The sequence below is a fragment of the Occallatibacter sp. genome, from assembly GCF_035317045.1.
Taxonomy (GTDB): Bacteria; Acidobacteriota; Terriglobia; order Terriglobales; family Acidobacteriaceae; genus Telmatobacter.
In genome coordinates this window covers 285636-300206 of sequence record NZ_DATHHT010000011.1, presented here as the reverse complement: position 1 = coordinate 300206, position 14571 = coordinate 285636, and the positions used below count along the sequence as shown (strand labels likewise).

The following is a 14571-nucleotide window of genomic DNA, read 5'->3' as shown; positions in this document are numbered from 1 at the left end:
TGAGATCGGATTGCATTGCCCGCGTGCTAACATCCACTCATCCGGCTCGCCACAGGCTTGAGCCACGGAGGTCAAGATGAGTCCAACCACAAGGCGTAGTTTCCTCAAAACAGGTCTGGCCGCTGGAGCCATGGCGACCGTCGGAACCCTTCCCCTGAGCGCCAAGCGCGCCGCGACCGATACCGTGGTGCTGGGGCGCTCAAAGATGGAGGTGACGCGGCTGGCCTTCGGAACCGGAACGGATGGCGGTGCTGTGCAGGCAGCGCTGGGCCAGCAGGAGTTCACACGGCTGGTGCGCTATGCATACGACCGCGGCATCCGCTTCTTCGAAACAGCCGAGGCTTACCAGACGCCGGCAATGCTGGGCGAGGCACTGAAGGGCCTGCCCCGCGATAGCTATCAACTGATGAGCAAGGTGACCACGTTCCACGAAGGTATTGACCCGCAGGCAAAATTCGACGAGTTGCGCAGCACCTCGCAAACCGAATACTTCGACATCATGCTGCTGCACTGGCAGCACACGGCTGACTGGCCGGAGACCACGAAGCGCTGGCAGGATGGAATTCTTGCAGCGCAGCAGAGGAAGATCATCCGTACCCATGGCGCCTCAGTGCACGGGCTGCCGGCGCTGCGTCAGATGCCGGGCACCAATTGGCTCGACGTGGGACTGATCCGCATCAACCACAACGGCGCGCGTATGGACGGGCCGACCTACGAAGACACCAACCACCCCGACAACGTGAGCGAAGTGGTCGATCACATCCACCAGTTGAAAAAGGAAGGGCTGGGGGTGATCGGCATGAAGCTGTGCGGCGGCGGCCAGTTCCAGAACAGTCACGACGATCGCGTGAAGGCGATGAGGTTTGCTTTCCAGAATGCCGGGGTCGACAGTGCGACGATTGGCTTCAAGAGCACGCAAGAGATTGATGAAGCCATCAGCAACTTGAATCTTGCACTTGTGTAGTTCCTTATGAACTGCCCAGTGAGCGACCTCCGATGTGCTTCAGGTCCGATTGACACTCAGGGATGTTTGGTCGGGAAGAACTGCTGAGCCAATCTGTGCGATTCCGTTCACCAACAGAACATCAGCGGACTGATGGGCAAGTTCTCTTGTTTTCAATGGTATAGGAGATCGTTAACGGAGCGCTTTGCAGGGTTGCGGACTGCGCTGAATGAGAAATGGCGGTGCTAGTAGTCGGCCGCGAACCTCTCTCCGGATTTGGGTTTTCCCTGCTAACAGGGAAAAATACAGGGAAAATATTAAGTTTACCCCCGACTTCTCCGGCAGCTCTGGGGCCCTAGGTATCTGATATTCGGGAGCTTCCATCAGATCTAAAGTGAAGTTGAGGCCTTTACCAAACAGGGAATTATCACACCGGTATCAGGGAATTGGCATTCCCTGATACGAGTCCGGCAATGCACTAAGACTTCCCCCCGGGGGGGGACCATTTGCCCCGACTCGCGCGCTGCGAGATCGCAGGACCGAATCTCGTTTCCGTAAGAATCCAAGGACTCTTCACTTAGATATAACGCCCGAGTGCTCGCGTTCTCTTCAGGGCAGGTGAGGGGGCACTTGCGTTCTACTTCATCGAGACCGGTAAACGTCCGTCTCGTGCTTCCCCTGCCAGACGCGGATGGTATGGGTTTTTGCGCGCAGGCAGCTCCTTTGTGGGACTGCCAGCGGCATTCGACATGGAATACCGTTCATTGAACCTGAAGTTCAGCGCCGCTCACAGCGACTGCCAGGATTCTGAGAACATAGAGCGAGAGAGCAGGACTGGACGCAATCAGATCACAGAATTTCTCTGCAGAAACCTGTGCTGCAAGAATCGCGATGGTGGGAGCGGGCATGGCCTGTCGAAGCCGCTCGCGGGGATGACTCCAAATTTGCGACAGCAACCAGCACTCGCCGTTGCCAAGGATCATCTTTTCGTTTCATGCTTGCGGGCTAGTTTACAACTGATCGCGGCCAAACTTGAATTCCAGCCGTTCTTTCTGATTGTTCCCGGAAGGGAATTGAGATGATTGAGAGCATTATCTTTCGACCAAATGCTAGAGCACGCCATCTCCAAGCGCCGTTGCTGAAAGAGCGAGAGGACTACCTGGCCCACTTGTTTCGACACGGATATAAAGTCAAGTCCCTTCGATCTAAGGCTTCCCTTTTAATTCATGTGATCCGGCTGATAGGCATTCCAACGGCGCGACAAGTAGCTCTCGATGAACTGCGACAAGCAGCCGAAGCTTGGGCGAACGACACTGCTTTCCACAAAGTTCTGCCAGCCAGCGCTCGAAGCGCACCTGCCTTGTACGGTCTAGCCCTGGACTTTCTTCGCTTTCACCATTGGATGACCGAGCCCAAAGCTCCCGCTCAGTCATTTTCTACGCTGCTAACCGACTTCACGCGGCATCTTAGGGAAACGAAGGGCCTGGCACTAAGCACGATCCGAAGCTACGGCGCGCGCGCGGCCGAATTCCTGAACTGGATCTCCCGACGGCACGACTGTTTCGCAAGTGTAACTTTGCAAGATATCGACGATTATCTCGATTTCAAGCGGGCAGAACAGCTCCAACCGAGAACCATCAACGTAATTTGTAAGGCACTGCGGGCATTGTTCCTGTTTGTCGATTCTGAGAGAGGATGTTTACGAAATATTGCAGGCAACATCCATGGGACTTCGGTTCCTAGATACAGCGGGGTCCCTCAGGGGCCATCATGGCCCGAGGTGCGCAGACTTCTCAGGTTCTCAAAAAAGATGTCGCTCGGAGACATTCGCATCAAGGCTATTTTGACGCTTTGTGCAATTTACGGATTGAGAAGCTGTGAGATTGTGGATTTGCGCCTGGAGGACTTCGATTGGTATAGCGAGACCCTGACCGTACGGCGGGGCAAACGTGGCAGGATACAGCAGTTTCCGCTTCAATACGAGGTGGGAGATGCGGTCTTGCAGTATCTGAAATTCGTGCGGCCTCATTGCCCATGTCGACACCTTTTCGTCACTCGAGGTTATCCGCATAAGCCCATCTTGACGACCACGCTTCGGTCCGTTGTGGCCAAACCGATGGTCAACTTGGGAATCAAATCGGAGAGGATGGGGACTCACACTCTGCGGCATGCGTGCGCTACAGAGCTATTGAGAAAGGGATCTTCATTGAGGGACATCGCAGATTTCCTCGGTCATCGGAGTCTCGGGTCGGTTAGCGTCTACGCCAAGCATGATCCCAGTACCTTGCGCAGTGTCGCGGCCTTCAGTCTGGCGAGTGTGCTATGAATCTAAGCGGAGCAGTCGAGATATATGTGCGCAGAAAGCGCAAGGAGGGGCTTCTTTTTATATCCGGTTCTAAGACGCTGGGCACTTTTTGCGATCAAATCGGGGACTCTTCTATTAGCGAGATAAAAACTCAGCATATCTCCGCCTTTTTGGACCGCCGTCCATCCGCTGTGACGTCGTGGCGTGTCAATCATAGCCTTCTGCGCAGGTTCTTCGAGTACTGGGCGGCCCGAGATGCCATGGCTCCGGTGTTGATGCCGCCAAACAGGCCACCTGTGCAACGGTCATTCGTCCCCCATATCTATACCCGCGATGAAATTCGGAGGCTAATGCGGGCGATTCCCAAATGCCAGGGTAGTCTCGCGTGCAGGCTTGGTAAGCAGACACTCCGATGTGCAATTTTGCTGCTCTATGCAACTGGCGCGAGAGTGGGAGAGATTGCGAACCTTCGAGTTTGCGATGTCGACCCCAAACGCGGGTACATTTCCATAGGCGGCGGTCGGTTCGGACGATCTCGCACGATTCCAATCGGGCCGGACCTCCGTGCGAACTTGAACTCTTATCTTGGCTTCCGGCATCAAAAGCGCCTGACGAACGACCGCCTATTCGTTACCCGGGATGGTCGCCCGGCCACTGCCGGGACCCTTCGCAACAGATTTCAGCGCCTTCGAGTTCTCGCCGGAGTTCAGAGTAGAAACGGCGCTAGAGGTGAGCCTCGGATGCACGATCTCAGACCCAGTTTCGCCGTTCATCGAATTGCCTCTTGGATCAAGAGCGGGGCGGATCTGAATCGGATGCTCCCTGCGCTTGCTGCGTATATGGGACTTGTTGGCCTGACCGCGACCGAGAGATATATGGCTCTCACGCCTGAACGCTTCCGCAAAGACCTGAGCAGACTCAGTCCAGGGCAAGCGAAGAGGCACTGGCGCGATAATCCTCAACTGATGAAATTTCTAGCTGCTCTCTAGGGGTAAAGTTCACTGCAGGCATTCTCACTAGGCCGGGCATCATAGAAGTATCTATGCAAAGCGAATGCGCCAGTCTCCGGCGAGGGTAGATGGTTGGGCAGGCGGCGAGGATGCTGCTGGCGATGGCGCGCGCTTCTTCCCACATCTGTGCAGCGTCTTCTTCGGTGGCTACAATCAGCGGGCACGAAGATTTGGCATACCTCCGCATCGATCATCGCGCTTCGTTTACAACTCCGTAAGAAACTTCAGGAGCCTCGAATCATCCTGCCATCTTGCATGTAATCTCGACGGGCTCAGTTTATTCAGAGCGTCTTGAAAGCGTGCGGGGGTCAATCGGAGGAAACGTTCAGTTGATTCGAGGCCGGCATTACCGATATACGCGGCCAAGGCAGGTAGCATGACGTCTAAATCTTCCTTCTTCTTTATCCATGAAGTGATCTGATGGACGGCGAACGTTGCCCTGAGATCCCGAACACAAGGCTTTTGACTGCTTTTTCGAAAGCCCGCAATCCCCGCTTTCCGACGCAGACGCTCGAAATTGCGCTGGACCGCTCGTGGACTAATAAATCCTCCATCCATTCTGGAGAAAAAGCGATCACCTTGTGTTTCCACTCGTTTTCGCCAATCAGCATATTGCTGTACTACTCGGATGAGGTCCTTTCCGAGAGGGATAGATCGACTCGTCTTCCCCCGGCTACCTGGAAGCTTAAAAATACAGTTCTGAAGATCGACGCTCTCGCAAACGAGCCTTGTCACCTCGCAAGCGCTGGCACCGGTCGCGTACAACACTAGAAGAATAGCGCGCAACGTTTTGGGGTGTATTTTGTCATTTTTCGTGATGCAAGTTGGCACCAATCGCAGCATGCGATGGAGTTCTTCCCTGGTATAGATATAGGGCAAGAACGTTGAGCGTTCTGGCGGCCGATTGGCGGGCATCAGCGATTCTGAAATCTCGCCATGAGCGGCCCAATATTCGAAGAAATGCCGAAGAAGGCTGTGCTTAACGCGAAAAACAGTTGTGGAAGCTCGGGATCGATTCAGGAACTGAGAAACGTGATTTACGTTGACGCGGCTGAGATCCAAATTACCGGTCGCTCTCAAGAAAGCTCGGTACAAATAGTATCCCTTGGAAAAAGATATGCCCGTAGCCTGTTTTCGCCGGACGTACCAGTTGATCGCCTGTTCGAGCGTCATAGAACACCTCGAAGACTAAATTTGGCCACACTTTTGAGGGACTCGGGATCAAATTTGGCATAGCTGCCCACCGATCGCAGGTCGCTGTGCCCTAAGAAATCCGCAATGTCCTTGAGAGATAATCCTGTTCTCAGTAGGTGCGTGGCGCATGCTCGGCGCAGCATGTGTGGCCCGTATCGTTGCAACGTTATATCGACTCTTTTCATGCGCGGGTTGATGATCGGGGACATTGACTGCCCTGAAACTGGTCGATAGGGTGGGTGCAGCGTGACGAAGAGAGCGCGACATCCACATCTGGGCCGCGCCCTTTCTAGGTACAGTGCGATTGCTTCACCTACCTCGTTTTGCAATGGAAACTGCTGAGTTTTTCCTCGCTTGGCTCTGCGTACGATCATCGATCCCTTACGCCAATCGATGTCCTCAAGCATCAAACCCCTCACCTCGGCTGATCGTAGTCCATATATCGAAAACAGCAAAAACATTGCTTTGGCTCGCAGGTCGGCGGGGCTGGAGTCTCCGATTGAGGCGATTGCTCGACGTACCTGTTCCCATGGGGGAAGGGAACTTGTTAGAACATTAAGAGGAATTTCTTGGCTGCCTTTTGGGCATCGGAGATGGATTCGATGGAAAGCAACGAATTGCTGCTGAATGAAATCAGGAAAGTGCCGGTCAAAGGCTATCCATTGGTAAGTTGCGTAAACTAACTTTATGCCAAGAAGCTAATTTGTTCAGAAGACGTCCAATCTTATCTGCAATAAAGAGTCTGATCTGCAATTTGCAATCCTTGCCAGCGTCTACCCCCGCGAAGGGCCGCTCACGTTGCATAATCTCACCATAGCCAATTGTTCGCCCGATTGGAATGCGAGAGATCAGTCGAAAAAACTCAGCGGAATCTCATAGAGGCGTGCAAATTCTTTGAGTTCGACGTAGTCAACGCGGCGCTCTCCACTTTCACATTTCGAAACGATGGATTGATTGATCTTCAAAGCGGAGGCTACATCGTTTTGGGTCAGATTCGCTTTCTCGCGAGCCTCTCTCAAGCGCTTTCGGAACGCTGCATAGGACCGTCGATAATTGGAGGTTTTCAAAAGGCGCCTTTCAGACGCCACCTTTTTACGGCTTTAGGTCGCAATATGCCAAAAGCGAATATTCGAGGTAAAAAATGCCCTTTAAAGATTTGAGAGTTTGATGGCAGGTGTTTTTGGGAGTGGCGATCAGAAGGTCAGCTGAGTGCAAACTGACCACCTCGATGCACAACTATTGAGCCGTGCGAGTAGGCCTAAAGCATACAGCCAGGACGAAGTTCCGAAGTGAATCTTTCTGGGCGCAACATCGCCAGCACTACCCATAACTGACGATGCCGCCCATGGAGGAGACAAATTCGTCAATCATCAAAGCTTTCAGAAACGCAAAAACCTGCGAAATTGCGTTGAAGCGAAGCACCTGAGATAAATCATTGAGCCTCGAAGATCCGACCTCGGCTGGTACCGATAGCCGGCTCAAACTGAGTCCACGAATTTACGGGACCTGCGCTCGGTCAGATGAAACCCACTGAGACGGCCGCAATTCTTCCTCACAGCGGCAATCTCCAGCCCCCTTTTTTTTATGACGCTTTTAATGCCTGACTCGGATCGGTATCCAGTGCTTTAGCTGAACGTCCCCATCTTCCATCTGCAGCAGAGACTGCGCCTCATTCGCATCCAAAGCGCAAAGCTCTGTCGCCCCAGTTCCCTCATTCATGCAACGGGAGAGCTCCGTTGTTCCGTGGCTGAGTTTTTGGGCCATGGAATTCTGATGTGGTATTGCGTCGCAGATCGGCGGAAGAATAAGATGCAGTGTAAAGTCCGCCCCACCGGGACGTGTCGACACAATCTGGCCATGGGCCGGTGTCACAACCGCCAACTTGCGTGTCTGGTTTCGGTCTCTTTCATCAACGAATTGTGAATCTACTGATATACTTAAGAGGAGAGTTGGAAGCCTATGCGGTGTCGGCAAGTGGATGGAAGCATTCGCTTTCAACATATCTCTCAGCCTCTCGTCCGTGTTGCTGTTTTTGGTTTTCCTCAAAACTGTGAAATCCCTCATGCCAAGTGAGGATGGCGGAGCTTTGCACGGTTTAGATTCTCCGCTCATTAGCCGTTCTGGCAAATCACAAGGGACTTTCGCTAACGCCAGTAGCTTGACAAATTGGCGCGCTCTCGTCAATCGAGAAGAGCGCCAGACTAGTAGGTCACTCCGACCCCAAGTAGGACAATGGCTTCTCGAAAATGTAGTCTGATCTTCGCGGCACTCCTATTCCTTGAACCGCTTTCCAGTGCGGCGCAAGAGGCGCGCCCCGCGCTCATTCCCCTTGCGCAAAGTAGCGGATCATCCCCAGCGGCATCAGCAACTCCGGCGTCATCCGTCGGCGGTCTTTCTGATGGTCCGATATCTCCTGGCGAGGTCGTGCATATCAGCGTCTTCGATGCGCCCGACTTCTCCCTCATTACCCGGGTTTCTGAGAGTGGAGACATTCCTTTTCCGATGTTGGGCCAGTTGCACGTCGCGGGTCTTAACAGTGCTTCTGCAGCGCGAATGCTGGCCAAGGAATTGAAAGACCGGAATCTCATGCTTGACCCAGAAATCATGATTACCATCGATTCCTCTAGCACAGGTATTACCGTGCTTGGTGAGGTCCACAGTCCAGGAGTCTATCCACCGCCCGGCAAGCACCAACTCTCAGATCTACTGGCCACCGCTGGCGGTTTAACTGCGAACACGGGTCGCATAATTGAGATCACCAATGATCGAGATTCTGGAAAGAAGATGTACGTGTCATGGGATCCGACTATGCACAATACTGAGAACTTCGATCGAACTGTTTCTCCGGGCGACCGGGTTTTAGTGCGCGCGTGTGGCATTGCCTATGTTGGAGGCAACGTCCTGAAACCTGGCGCCTATTCACTGTGTGGCTCGCCGAATATGACTTTGTCCGAAGTGATGACGCTAGCCGGCGGAATCGCTCCGAACGCCTCTGCAAGCAAGACATATCTTGTGCGCGCACAACCGGACGGCACAAAAGTCGTAGAGCAAATTGATTTGAAGAAGGTGTTAACGTCGCGTGTAGGCGATCCGATAGTACACGAAGACGACATTATCTATGTCTCGCCGAGTCCGCTTAAAGAGATTTTGAAGGGGGCCCTTGCATTTGCGATTTCACTCGCACCGTCAGCTCTTTACCTCTATCATCCATAGTTTTCTGCAATCTGCTATGAACCGAATCATCGAGGGCCTCTTCCAGCCAGCCGACGCGCTTACGGAGCCGTGTGAAAATCAGCATCGTTACACTTTCCTTCAATCAGAACGCCTATCTTAGAGAAGCGATGGACTCCATCCTGTCGCAAGGATATCCGGATCTCGAATACATCGTGCTGGATCCGGGGTCGGCCGACGGAAGCAGAGAACTGATCAAGAGCTATGGCGAACGTATCGCACACGTGATTTTCGAGACCGATCGCGGGGCGGCTGACGGACTGAACAAAGGCTTTGCGCGTGCGACAGGAGAGATCTTCGGGTTCGTTAATGCGGACGATCTCCTCTTTCCTGGGTCTCTTCGGCTGGTTGGGGAGTTTTTTGAATCGCATGCAGAATGCGACATATTGATGGGGAACGGATACATCATTGATGCGAAGGGGCGGAGGATTCGACATTGCAGAGCGCGAGATTTTACAGCGCGCCGTTTCTTTTATGGTGGGTCTCGGTGGCTCCAGCAGTCCACTTTCTTTCGTGCGCAGATTTTTCACAATTCCCCAAAATTTAATCCTGAAAACCGAACCTGTTGGGATGGCGAACTCTTCGTCAACTTAGCAACGCTGGGAGCAAGGATTGAATACATCAATGCGGATCTCGCGGGATTTCGTATTCACGACGCGTCTATTTCTGGATCGGGAAAGATGAACGAACAATATGGACAGGATCAACGAAGAATCTTCCGCCAGGTGCATAGACATGAGTGGAGAACAACCGATGAATTGCTACGAATCTTCTACCGTGCTGAAGGCTTTATAAAGAGCCTTAATGAGAGATTTCAAGCGCAACGGGAGAGCGCCGGTCGATGAAAATTGCAATCCTCTGGACATGCCTCTCGGGGTATCTGAACGCCTGTCTGAAGGAACTCGGCAAGCAGGAAGGCGTTGAACTGTTCATTTGTCACGAGGTGCCCGTTGATGATGCTCCGTTTGATGAAAGTCAATTTGACTGGATGCCAAATCGAACAACTTGGCAAAACAAATGTAGTGCCGAGGTTTTGGCACAAAAGCTGCATTCTTTCGAGCCCGACATCATAATCCTTTCCTCCTGGCATATTTCCGTCTATAGACGGGTGGCTCGGAAATTCGCAGGAAAGTGCTGGCGCATAATGGTGATGGATAATCCTTGGAAAGGCAGTCTGAAACAGTGGTTTGGCACACTCATATCGCCATTTTATGTAAGACCGATAGCGGACGCAGTCTGGCTACCAGGAGAAAGGCAGGCAGCATTCGCAAGAAAATTGGGATTTTCACAGAATCAGATCTTGCGCGGATGCTACTCCTGCGATCATGCATCGTTTGCTGCAATTCACACTTCGAGAATCCAGCGAGGTGAACTGCTGCCGCGCAAGTTTTTATTCGTGGGTAGATTCGTACCTCAGAAATCAATAGACGTGCTTGCGGAGGCTTATGCCATCTACCACTCCTCAGTTTCAAACCCTTGGCCGCTGATATGTTGTGGAACTGGACCACTTCGTTCACGTTTGGAAAGCCGGCAGGGGATCGTTCTCAAAGGCTTCGTCCAGCCAGAGCATATGCCAGATGTCTTTGCTTCCGCAGGCTGTCTCATTTTGACGAGTTATTTTGAACCTTGGGCGTTGGTCGTTCATGAAGCGGCATCGGCGGGAAGGCTGATTCTTGCATCAGAAAGCGTTGGTGCTGTGCCACACCTGGTGCAGCCGGGATATAATGGCTATATCTTTGACAATGGTGACGCCAGGGGACTCGCAGTATTCATGGCCCGGATCGCATCGATGACGGATGCCCACCTCGAGCAAATGGCAGCGGCTAGCTTCTCCCTTTCTCAGCAATTCACTCCCAAGCAATGGTCAAAAACCTTGCTTAGTTTCTGCGGGGCCGCTTCATTCAAATCCATTTAGATCAGTTAACTATTTAAGCTTGCACGTGGAGCTATTGTTGACCGATCCTGCTCGCATACCAGCTGCGCGCATGTAACTCAGAGTTCAAGCTGACTCTCAAGCAGACTCAAGGATATTAACTTGGCAATTAGAGCAAACGAAGGATCCGATGCTGCCGCGACCAGATCTGACCTCCCGGTGGAGCTTGCAATTCCAGTTCACGAGGAAGAACCTTTTCGAGTTCTTTTGCAGTTTCTTAAGAAACGTGCATGGATTCTTGCATGTGCCGTTCTAGTTGGAGCGCTAATTGGCATTCTGGTCAATCGTTTTTCAGTCCGGCTATACACTGCCAGAGCCAGCATCGCCTTGCAGTCTGGTGATGCTTCTTCGCAGTTTCGCGTGGAACAGAGCCAAAGCATTGGAGCAGATGTAGACACGGCTGAGCGAATCGACACAGAGATCGAAATTATTCATAGTCGGGCGCTTGCCTTTGAGACAATCAGGTCCTTGCATCTCGACGGTAACCCTGAGTTCTATCCATTTCCCGTCGGTCACCCTTGGGATCTATCAAGACCGGAAATCCGCGCAAAACTGATTGCGAACTTTCTTGGTACCGTCAAAGTCACAAGATTAGGCCACACTGACATCATTGAGATCTATTCAACCTCCGAGAGTCCGGAGTTGGCAAGAATGATCGCCAACTCTCTCATTGACCGGTACATTGAACACTCTTTTCATGAAAACTATGCGGCCACAGCGAAGATATCCTCTTGGCTCGATGATCAGCTCGGTGGATTGAAAGCGAAGCTCGAAAAGAGTCAACAACACATTCTCGATCTACAGAAGTCTATCGGCATTTACGGCATAGATCAGTCTCACAGCGTTGTTGCGGCCAACCTTGAAGAACTGAACAAGCAGTATGCAGATGCTCAAGTGGATCGCTTATTAAAGGAGTCGCGTCTTGAACAGATCAAAAGCTCGTCGCCGGACGTGATTGATGCTGCACTCGGAAGCTCCGATCCGGCCCTCGTTGCTGACAAGCAAAGACTCGCACAACTAAATGACCAGTATTCCGCTTTGGCTGAGACGTATGGTCTCGCGTATCCGCGGCTGAAAACACTTAGGGTCCAGGTCGAACAAGCTCAGAAAGAACTCGAACGCGAGGAGCGGGCACAGCGAGCGCGCTCGCAGAAGGAATTCGAAGCAGCCAGAGCTAATGAGGCAAAGCTACTCTCGGCACTCAAGCAGCAAGAGGAAGAAGTGTTTGGAAAGGGTGAGAAAGCAGTCGAGTACGAACTAGCTCGAAGCGAATACGAAACAAATCGACTGCTCTATGACGGTCTCCAGCAGCGTTTAGAGGAAGCTAGCATAATGGCTGGTCTGCATTCGACCTTGATTCATACATTGGACACTGCGGATGTTCCGTCTTTTCCAAGTAGTCCGCGCACGAGATTTAACCTCGCAATTGGTGTCGGGCTTGGATTTGCATTTGGTCTAGGATTGGCCCTCCTGCTTGAAGCAATGGACACGAACCTCAAAACGATGTCGGACATCGAGAGCAGTTTGCAGGCTCCCCTCATTGCTGCAATTCCCGAGGTGGATGCTGATCACCTTGTACCGGCCCAGTTTAAACAGCATGCAATGGCGCCGGGAGGATCTTCTTGGTCGAGGATTGCTGAAGCCCTCCGCGGCATGCGGACATCCATTCTTCTTTCGAGTCCCGGAGCCCCTCCGAAGGTGATCATGCTGGTCAGTACGCGCCCACAAGAGGGAAAGACATCAATTTCAGCGCTCACAGCAATAACCTTTGGGTTGAATGGCTCAAGAGTACTGCTGATTGACGGTGACCTCCGCCGGCCCGCCATTCATCTTCGATTTCGGATCGGCAAGGGGCTCGGACTGTCTTCGGTGCTCTCCGGCAAAGCCGCACTGAAGGATGCAATAGTTGAGTGGCCCGATCTGCCTAGTTTGCATATTCTCCCATCTGGGCCGGTGCCTCCTTTGCCCTCTGAATTGCTCGGCTCGAAACAGATGGAAGATCTGCTTAGGCAGGCGCGAGATGAGTATGACTTTGTTGTGCTCGATACTGCCCCCGTTTTGGCAGTTACCGATGCTTCCGTACTCGGGCGTCTTGTGGATGGTGTGATCCTGGTGCTCCGCTACGGTGCAGTGCAAAGGCAAGTTGCGAGGCGCGTTATCGATATGCTCGATCGATCAGGCGCACACCTGCTCGGCGTTGCAGTCAACGTAGTGAACTACTCTTCGCCAGACTATTCCGAATACTACGGTCGCAAATACTACGATTATTACGGCGAGCGTAATGCGGAATAGCTTGAACTAATCCGACTATAACTCTGGAGATTGTACCGTGGAGTGAGATTTAGAAACACTTGGCGCGGCTCTTCCTATGCGCGCTCAAGGGATTCATGAGGAGAAAGTGTATGGCGAAGGGGATCACGGCGCCAGACATTTTGGTTGTTTAGAACTATCCGTCCCACTCTCTGCCAAGCTGCTGTGAAGATGGTTTTGAGAGATACTCCGTGGCAGCGCTCACAGGAAACGAGCAATGAAAGTAATCATTTCAAGCGGCTTGGGCAAGCTTCACTTCCACGAAACAGTGAGGGCGGCCGCTTTAGCTGGAGTTGATGTTGAATTCATCGCCGGCTGGATTCCCTCCAGGAGTCAGTCTCGATGGGTAGATGCGCTGGGACATCTGCTTGGAGAGGTATCCCTGGCCTCGCGCATGCAGGCCCGAATCGTCGATCATCCACGAGTCACGATGAGATCAAATGCTCTTGCCGAGTTTGGTGGCAGAGCGATTACCTTTCTCTTGAAACCAATCGCCTCGAGCGAAGATCTCTCTGGAATTGCGTTCGCGATCACCGGAGCGCGTAGCCGCAAGTGGCTGCACGATGCTGACATTTTCCAAGTTCGCAGTGGTGCCGGACAGGGTGGCGCTATATGTACAGCCAGAGCGCATGGGATGCGAGTTCTGACGGACCATTCCATCGCACATCCCGCTTACGTTGACGAAATACTTGGTCCCGAGCACCGCCGCCTTGGATTGGCTTATAAGACGTGGGCGACGGATGGACTATGGACACGAGTCCTGCGGGATTGTCATGACGCCGATCGCCTTCTGGTGAATTCAGACTTCGTCAAGCGCACATTTGTCGAGAGGGGATTCTCTCGGGACAGGATCGACGTCGCTTATCTTGGTGTCAAGGAACAGTTCTTTTCACTAAAAAAAGACTACTCGATCAAGGGGCCGGTTCGCCTTCTCTTCACGGGTAATTTTGGCGTTCGAAAGGGGGTGGCGACCCTTCTCGAATCTGTCAGAATTCTCAGGCGCCGCGGGCTTGAGGTGCATTTGCGGCTGGTTGGCAATCTCTCTGATGGTTCGATCTGCCTGCGCGATTCCGATTCGGATTTTTTTACACATAGGCCATTCGTACCCCCAGAGCATTTGTCGCAAGAGTTGGCTGAGGCCGATCTGTTTGTCTTTCCAACCTTGGTGGAGGGCTCGTCTCGGTCTGCAATGGAGGCGGCAGCTGCCGGCTTGCCAATTGTGACCACAGAGAACTGCGGTTTACCTCTCAGGGCTGAAAAGCAGGAAGTCGTCTACGTGCCTCTGTCGAATCCCGATGCTCTGGCAACTGCAGTATCAGAACTGGCGTCCGATGAACAGCGGCGTTCGGAGATCGGCCGAAATGCAGCGTCACACATACAGCGGGACTTCACTTGGCCAGGATACGGTACACAATTGATGCAAGTTTATTCGAATCTACTTCGTTTGACCGAGAATCACTCGGCGTGAAATTTTTGCACGAGGTTTTCATTCTAGCGGCCGATCTTATCCACTGGCGAACGTCTTCGACGAGGACGGTAATTTGGGGGGCACAAACAAACTGAACTGCTTAGACACTCAGGAACAGAAGCAGCCAGTTCTCCCGATAAGAAACGAAATTGAAGCGGGGTTTGTGCCAATTGGCTT

11 protein-coding genes are annotated in these 14571 nt (G+C 52.6%); 8 read left to right on the top strand and 3 right to left on the bottom strand.

Annotation, left to right across the window (positions count from 1 at the left end):
* The first annotated feature begins 76 nt into the window (after positions 1–76).
* The 3 genes from VK574_RS04560 (at position 77) to VK574_RS04550 (ending at position 4237) form a co-directional block, all read left to right on the top strand.
* Positions 77–964, top strand: a complete 888-nt coding sequence (locus VK574_RS04560; protein ID WP_472798622.1) for an aldo/keto reductase — start codon at positions 77–79, stop codon at positions 962–964.
* 1057 nt (positions 965–2021) lie between these two features.
* Positions 2022–3269, top strand: coding sequence for a tyrosine-type recombinase/integrase (locus tag VK574_RS04555; protein ID WP_472798621.1), 1248 nt, complete (start codon positions 2022–2024; stop codon positions 3267–3269).
* A complete protein-coding gene (locus VK574_RS04550) occupies positions 3266–4237 on the top strand; it encodes a tyrosine-type recombinase/integrase (RefSeq protein WP_472798620.1) in 972 nt (323 codons plus the stop codon). Before VK574_RS04555 ends, VK574_RS04550 begins: the two co-directional genes overlap by 4 nt.
* 225 nt (positions 4238–4462) lie before the next feature.
* Here the strand turns inward: VK574_RS04550 and VK574_RS04545 are convergent, their stop codons facing one another.
* The 3 genes from VK574_RS04545 to VK574_RS04535 all read right to left on the bottom strand — a co-directional run bounded on the left by VK574_RS04545 (position 4463) and on the right by VK574_RS04535 (position 6540).
* Positions 4463–5431, bottom strand: coding sequence for a tyrosine-type recombinase/integrase (locus VK574_RS04545; protein WP_472798619.1), 969 nt, complete (start codon positions 5429–5431; stop codon positions 4463–4465).
* Positions 5428–6018 carry a site-specific integrase gene (locus VK574_RS04540; RefSeq protein ID WP_472798767.1) on the bottom strand — a complete coding sequence of 197 codons (591 nt, stop codon included), beginning with the start codon at positions 6016–6018 and terminating at the stop codon, positions 5428–5430. Before VK574_RS04540 ends, VK574_RS04545 begins: the two co-directional genes overlap by 4 nt.
* Positions 6019–6300: 282 nt before the next feature.
* Positions 6301–6540: a helix-turn-helix domain-containing protein gene (locus tag VK574_RS04535; protein WP_472798618.1), complete on the bottom strand. Its 240-nt coding sequence runs from the start codon at positions 6538–6540 to the stop codon at positions 6301–6303.
* Between the two features lie 1144 nt (positions 6541–7684).
* On the opposite strand from VK574_RS04535, the gene VK574_RS04530 reads away from it, so the two are divergent.
* The 5 genes from VK574_RS04530 to VK574_RS04510 all read left to right on the top strand — a co-directional run bounded on the left by VK574_RS04530 (position 7685) and on the right by VK574_RS04510 (position 14394).
* A complete protein-coding gene (locus VK574_RS04530) occupies positions 7685–8665 on the top strand; it encodes an SLBB domain-containing protein (protein WP_472798617.1) in 981 nt (326 codons plus the stop codon).
* A 71-nt stretch (positions 8666–8736) separates the two neighbouring features.
* The gene (locus VK574_RS04525; RefSeq protein WP_472798616.1) at positions 8737–9528 is read left to right on the top strand and encodes a glycosyltransferase family 2 protein; all 792 of its coding nucleotides are present in this window, start codon (positions 8737–8739) and stop codon (positions 9526–9528) included.
* The gene (locus VK574_RS04520; protein ID WP_472798615.1) at positions 9525–10598 is read left to right on the top strand and encodes a glycosyltransferase family 4 protein; all 1074 of its coding nucleotides are present in this window, start codon (positions 9525–9527) and stop codon (positions 10596–10598) included. The genes VK574_RS04525 and VK574_RS04520 overlap by 4 nt, the downstream gene beginning before the upstream one ends.
* 120 nt (positions 10599–10718) lie before the next feature.
* Positions 10719–12908: a GumC family protein gene (locus VK574_RS04515; RefSeq protein WP_472798614.1), complete on the top strand. Its 2190-nt coding sequence runs from the start codon at positions 10719–10721 to the stop codon at positions 12906–12908.
* Positions 12909–13143: 235 nt separating this feature from the next.
* A complete protein-coding gene (locus tag VK574_RS04510; RefSeq protein ID WP_472798613.1) occupies positions 13144–14394 on the top strand; it encodes a glycosyltransferase family 4 protein in 1251 nt (416 codons plus the stop codon).
* The last annotated feature ends 177 nt before the right edge of the window (positions 14395–14571 follow it).

Bases quoted from the DNA above. Each gene is read 5' to 3' on its own strand.
- VK574_RS04560 (WP_472798622.1), top strand. From the start codon at position 77: ATGAGTCCAACCACAAGGCGTAGTTTCCTCAAAACAGGTCTGGCCGCT.
- VK574_RS04555 (WP_472798621.1), top strand. From the start codon at position 2,022: ATGATTGAGAGCATTATCTTTCGACCAAATGCTAGAGCACGCCATCTC.
- VK574_RS04550 (WP_472798620.1), top strand. From the start codon at position 3,266: ATGAATCTAAGCGGAGCAGTCGAGATATATGTGCGCAGAAAGCGCAAG.
- VK574_RS04545 (WP_472798619.1), bottom strand. From the start codon at position 5,431: ATGACGCTCGAACAGGCGATCAACTGGTACGTCCGGCGAAAACAGGCT.
- VK574_RS04530 (WP_472798617.1), top strand. From the start codon at position 7,685: ATGGCTTCTCGAAAATGTAGTCTGATCTTCGCGGCACTCCTATTCCTT.
- VK574_RS04520 (WP_472798615.1), top strand. From the start codon at position 9,525: ATGAAAATTGCAATCCTCTGGACATGCCTCTCGGGGTATCTGAACGCC.
- VK574_RS04510 (WP_472798613.1), top strand. From the start codon at position 13,144: ATGAAAGTAATCATTTCAAGCGGCTTGGGCAAGCTTCACTTCCACGAA.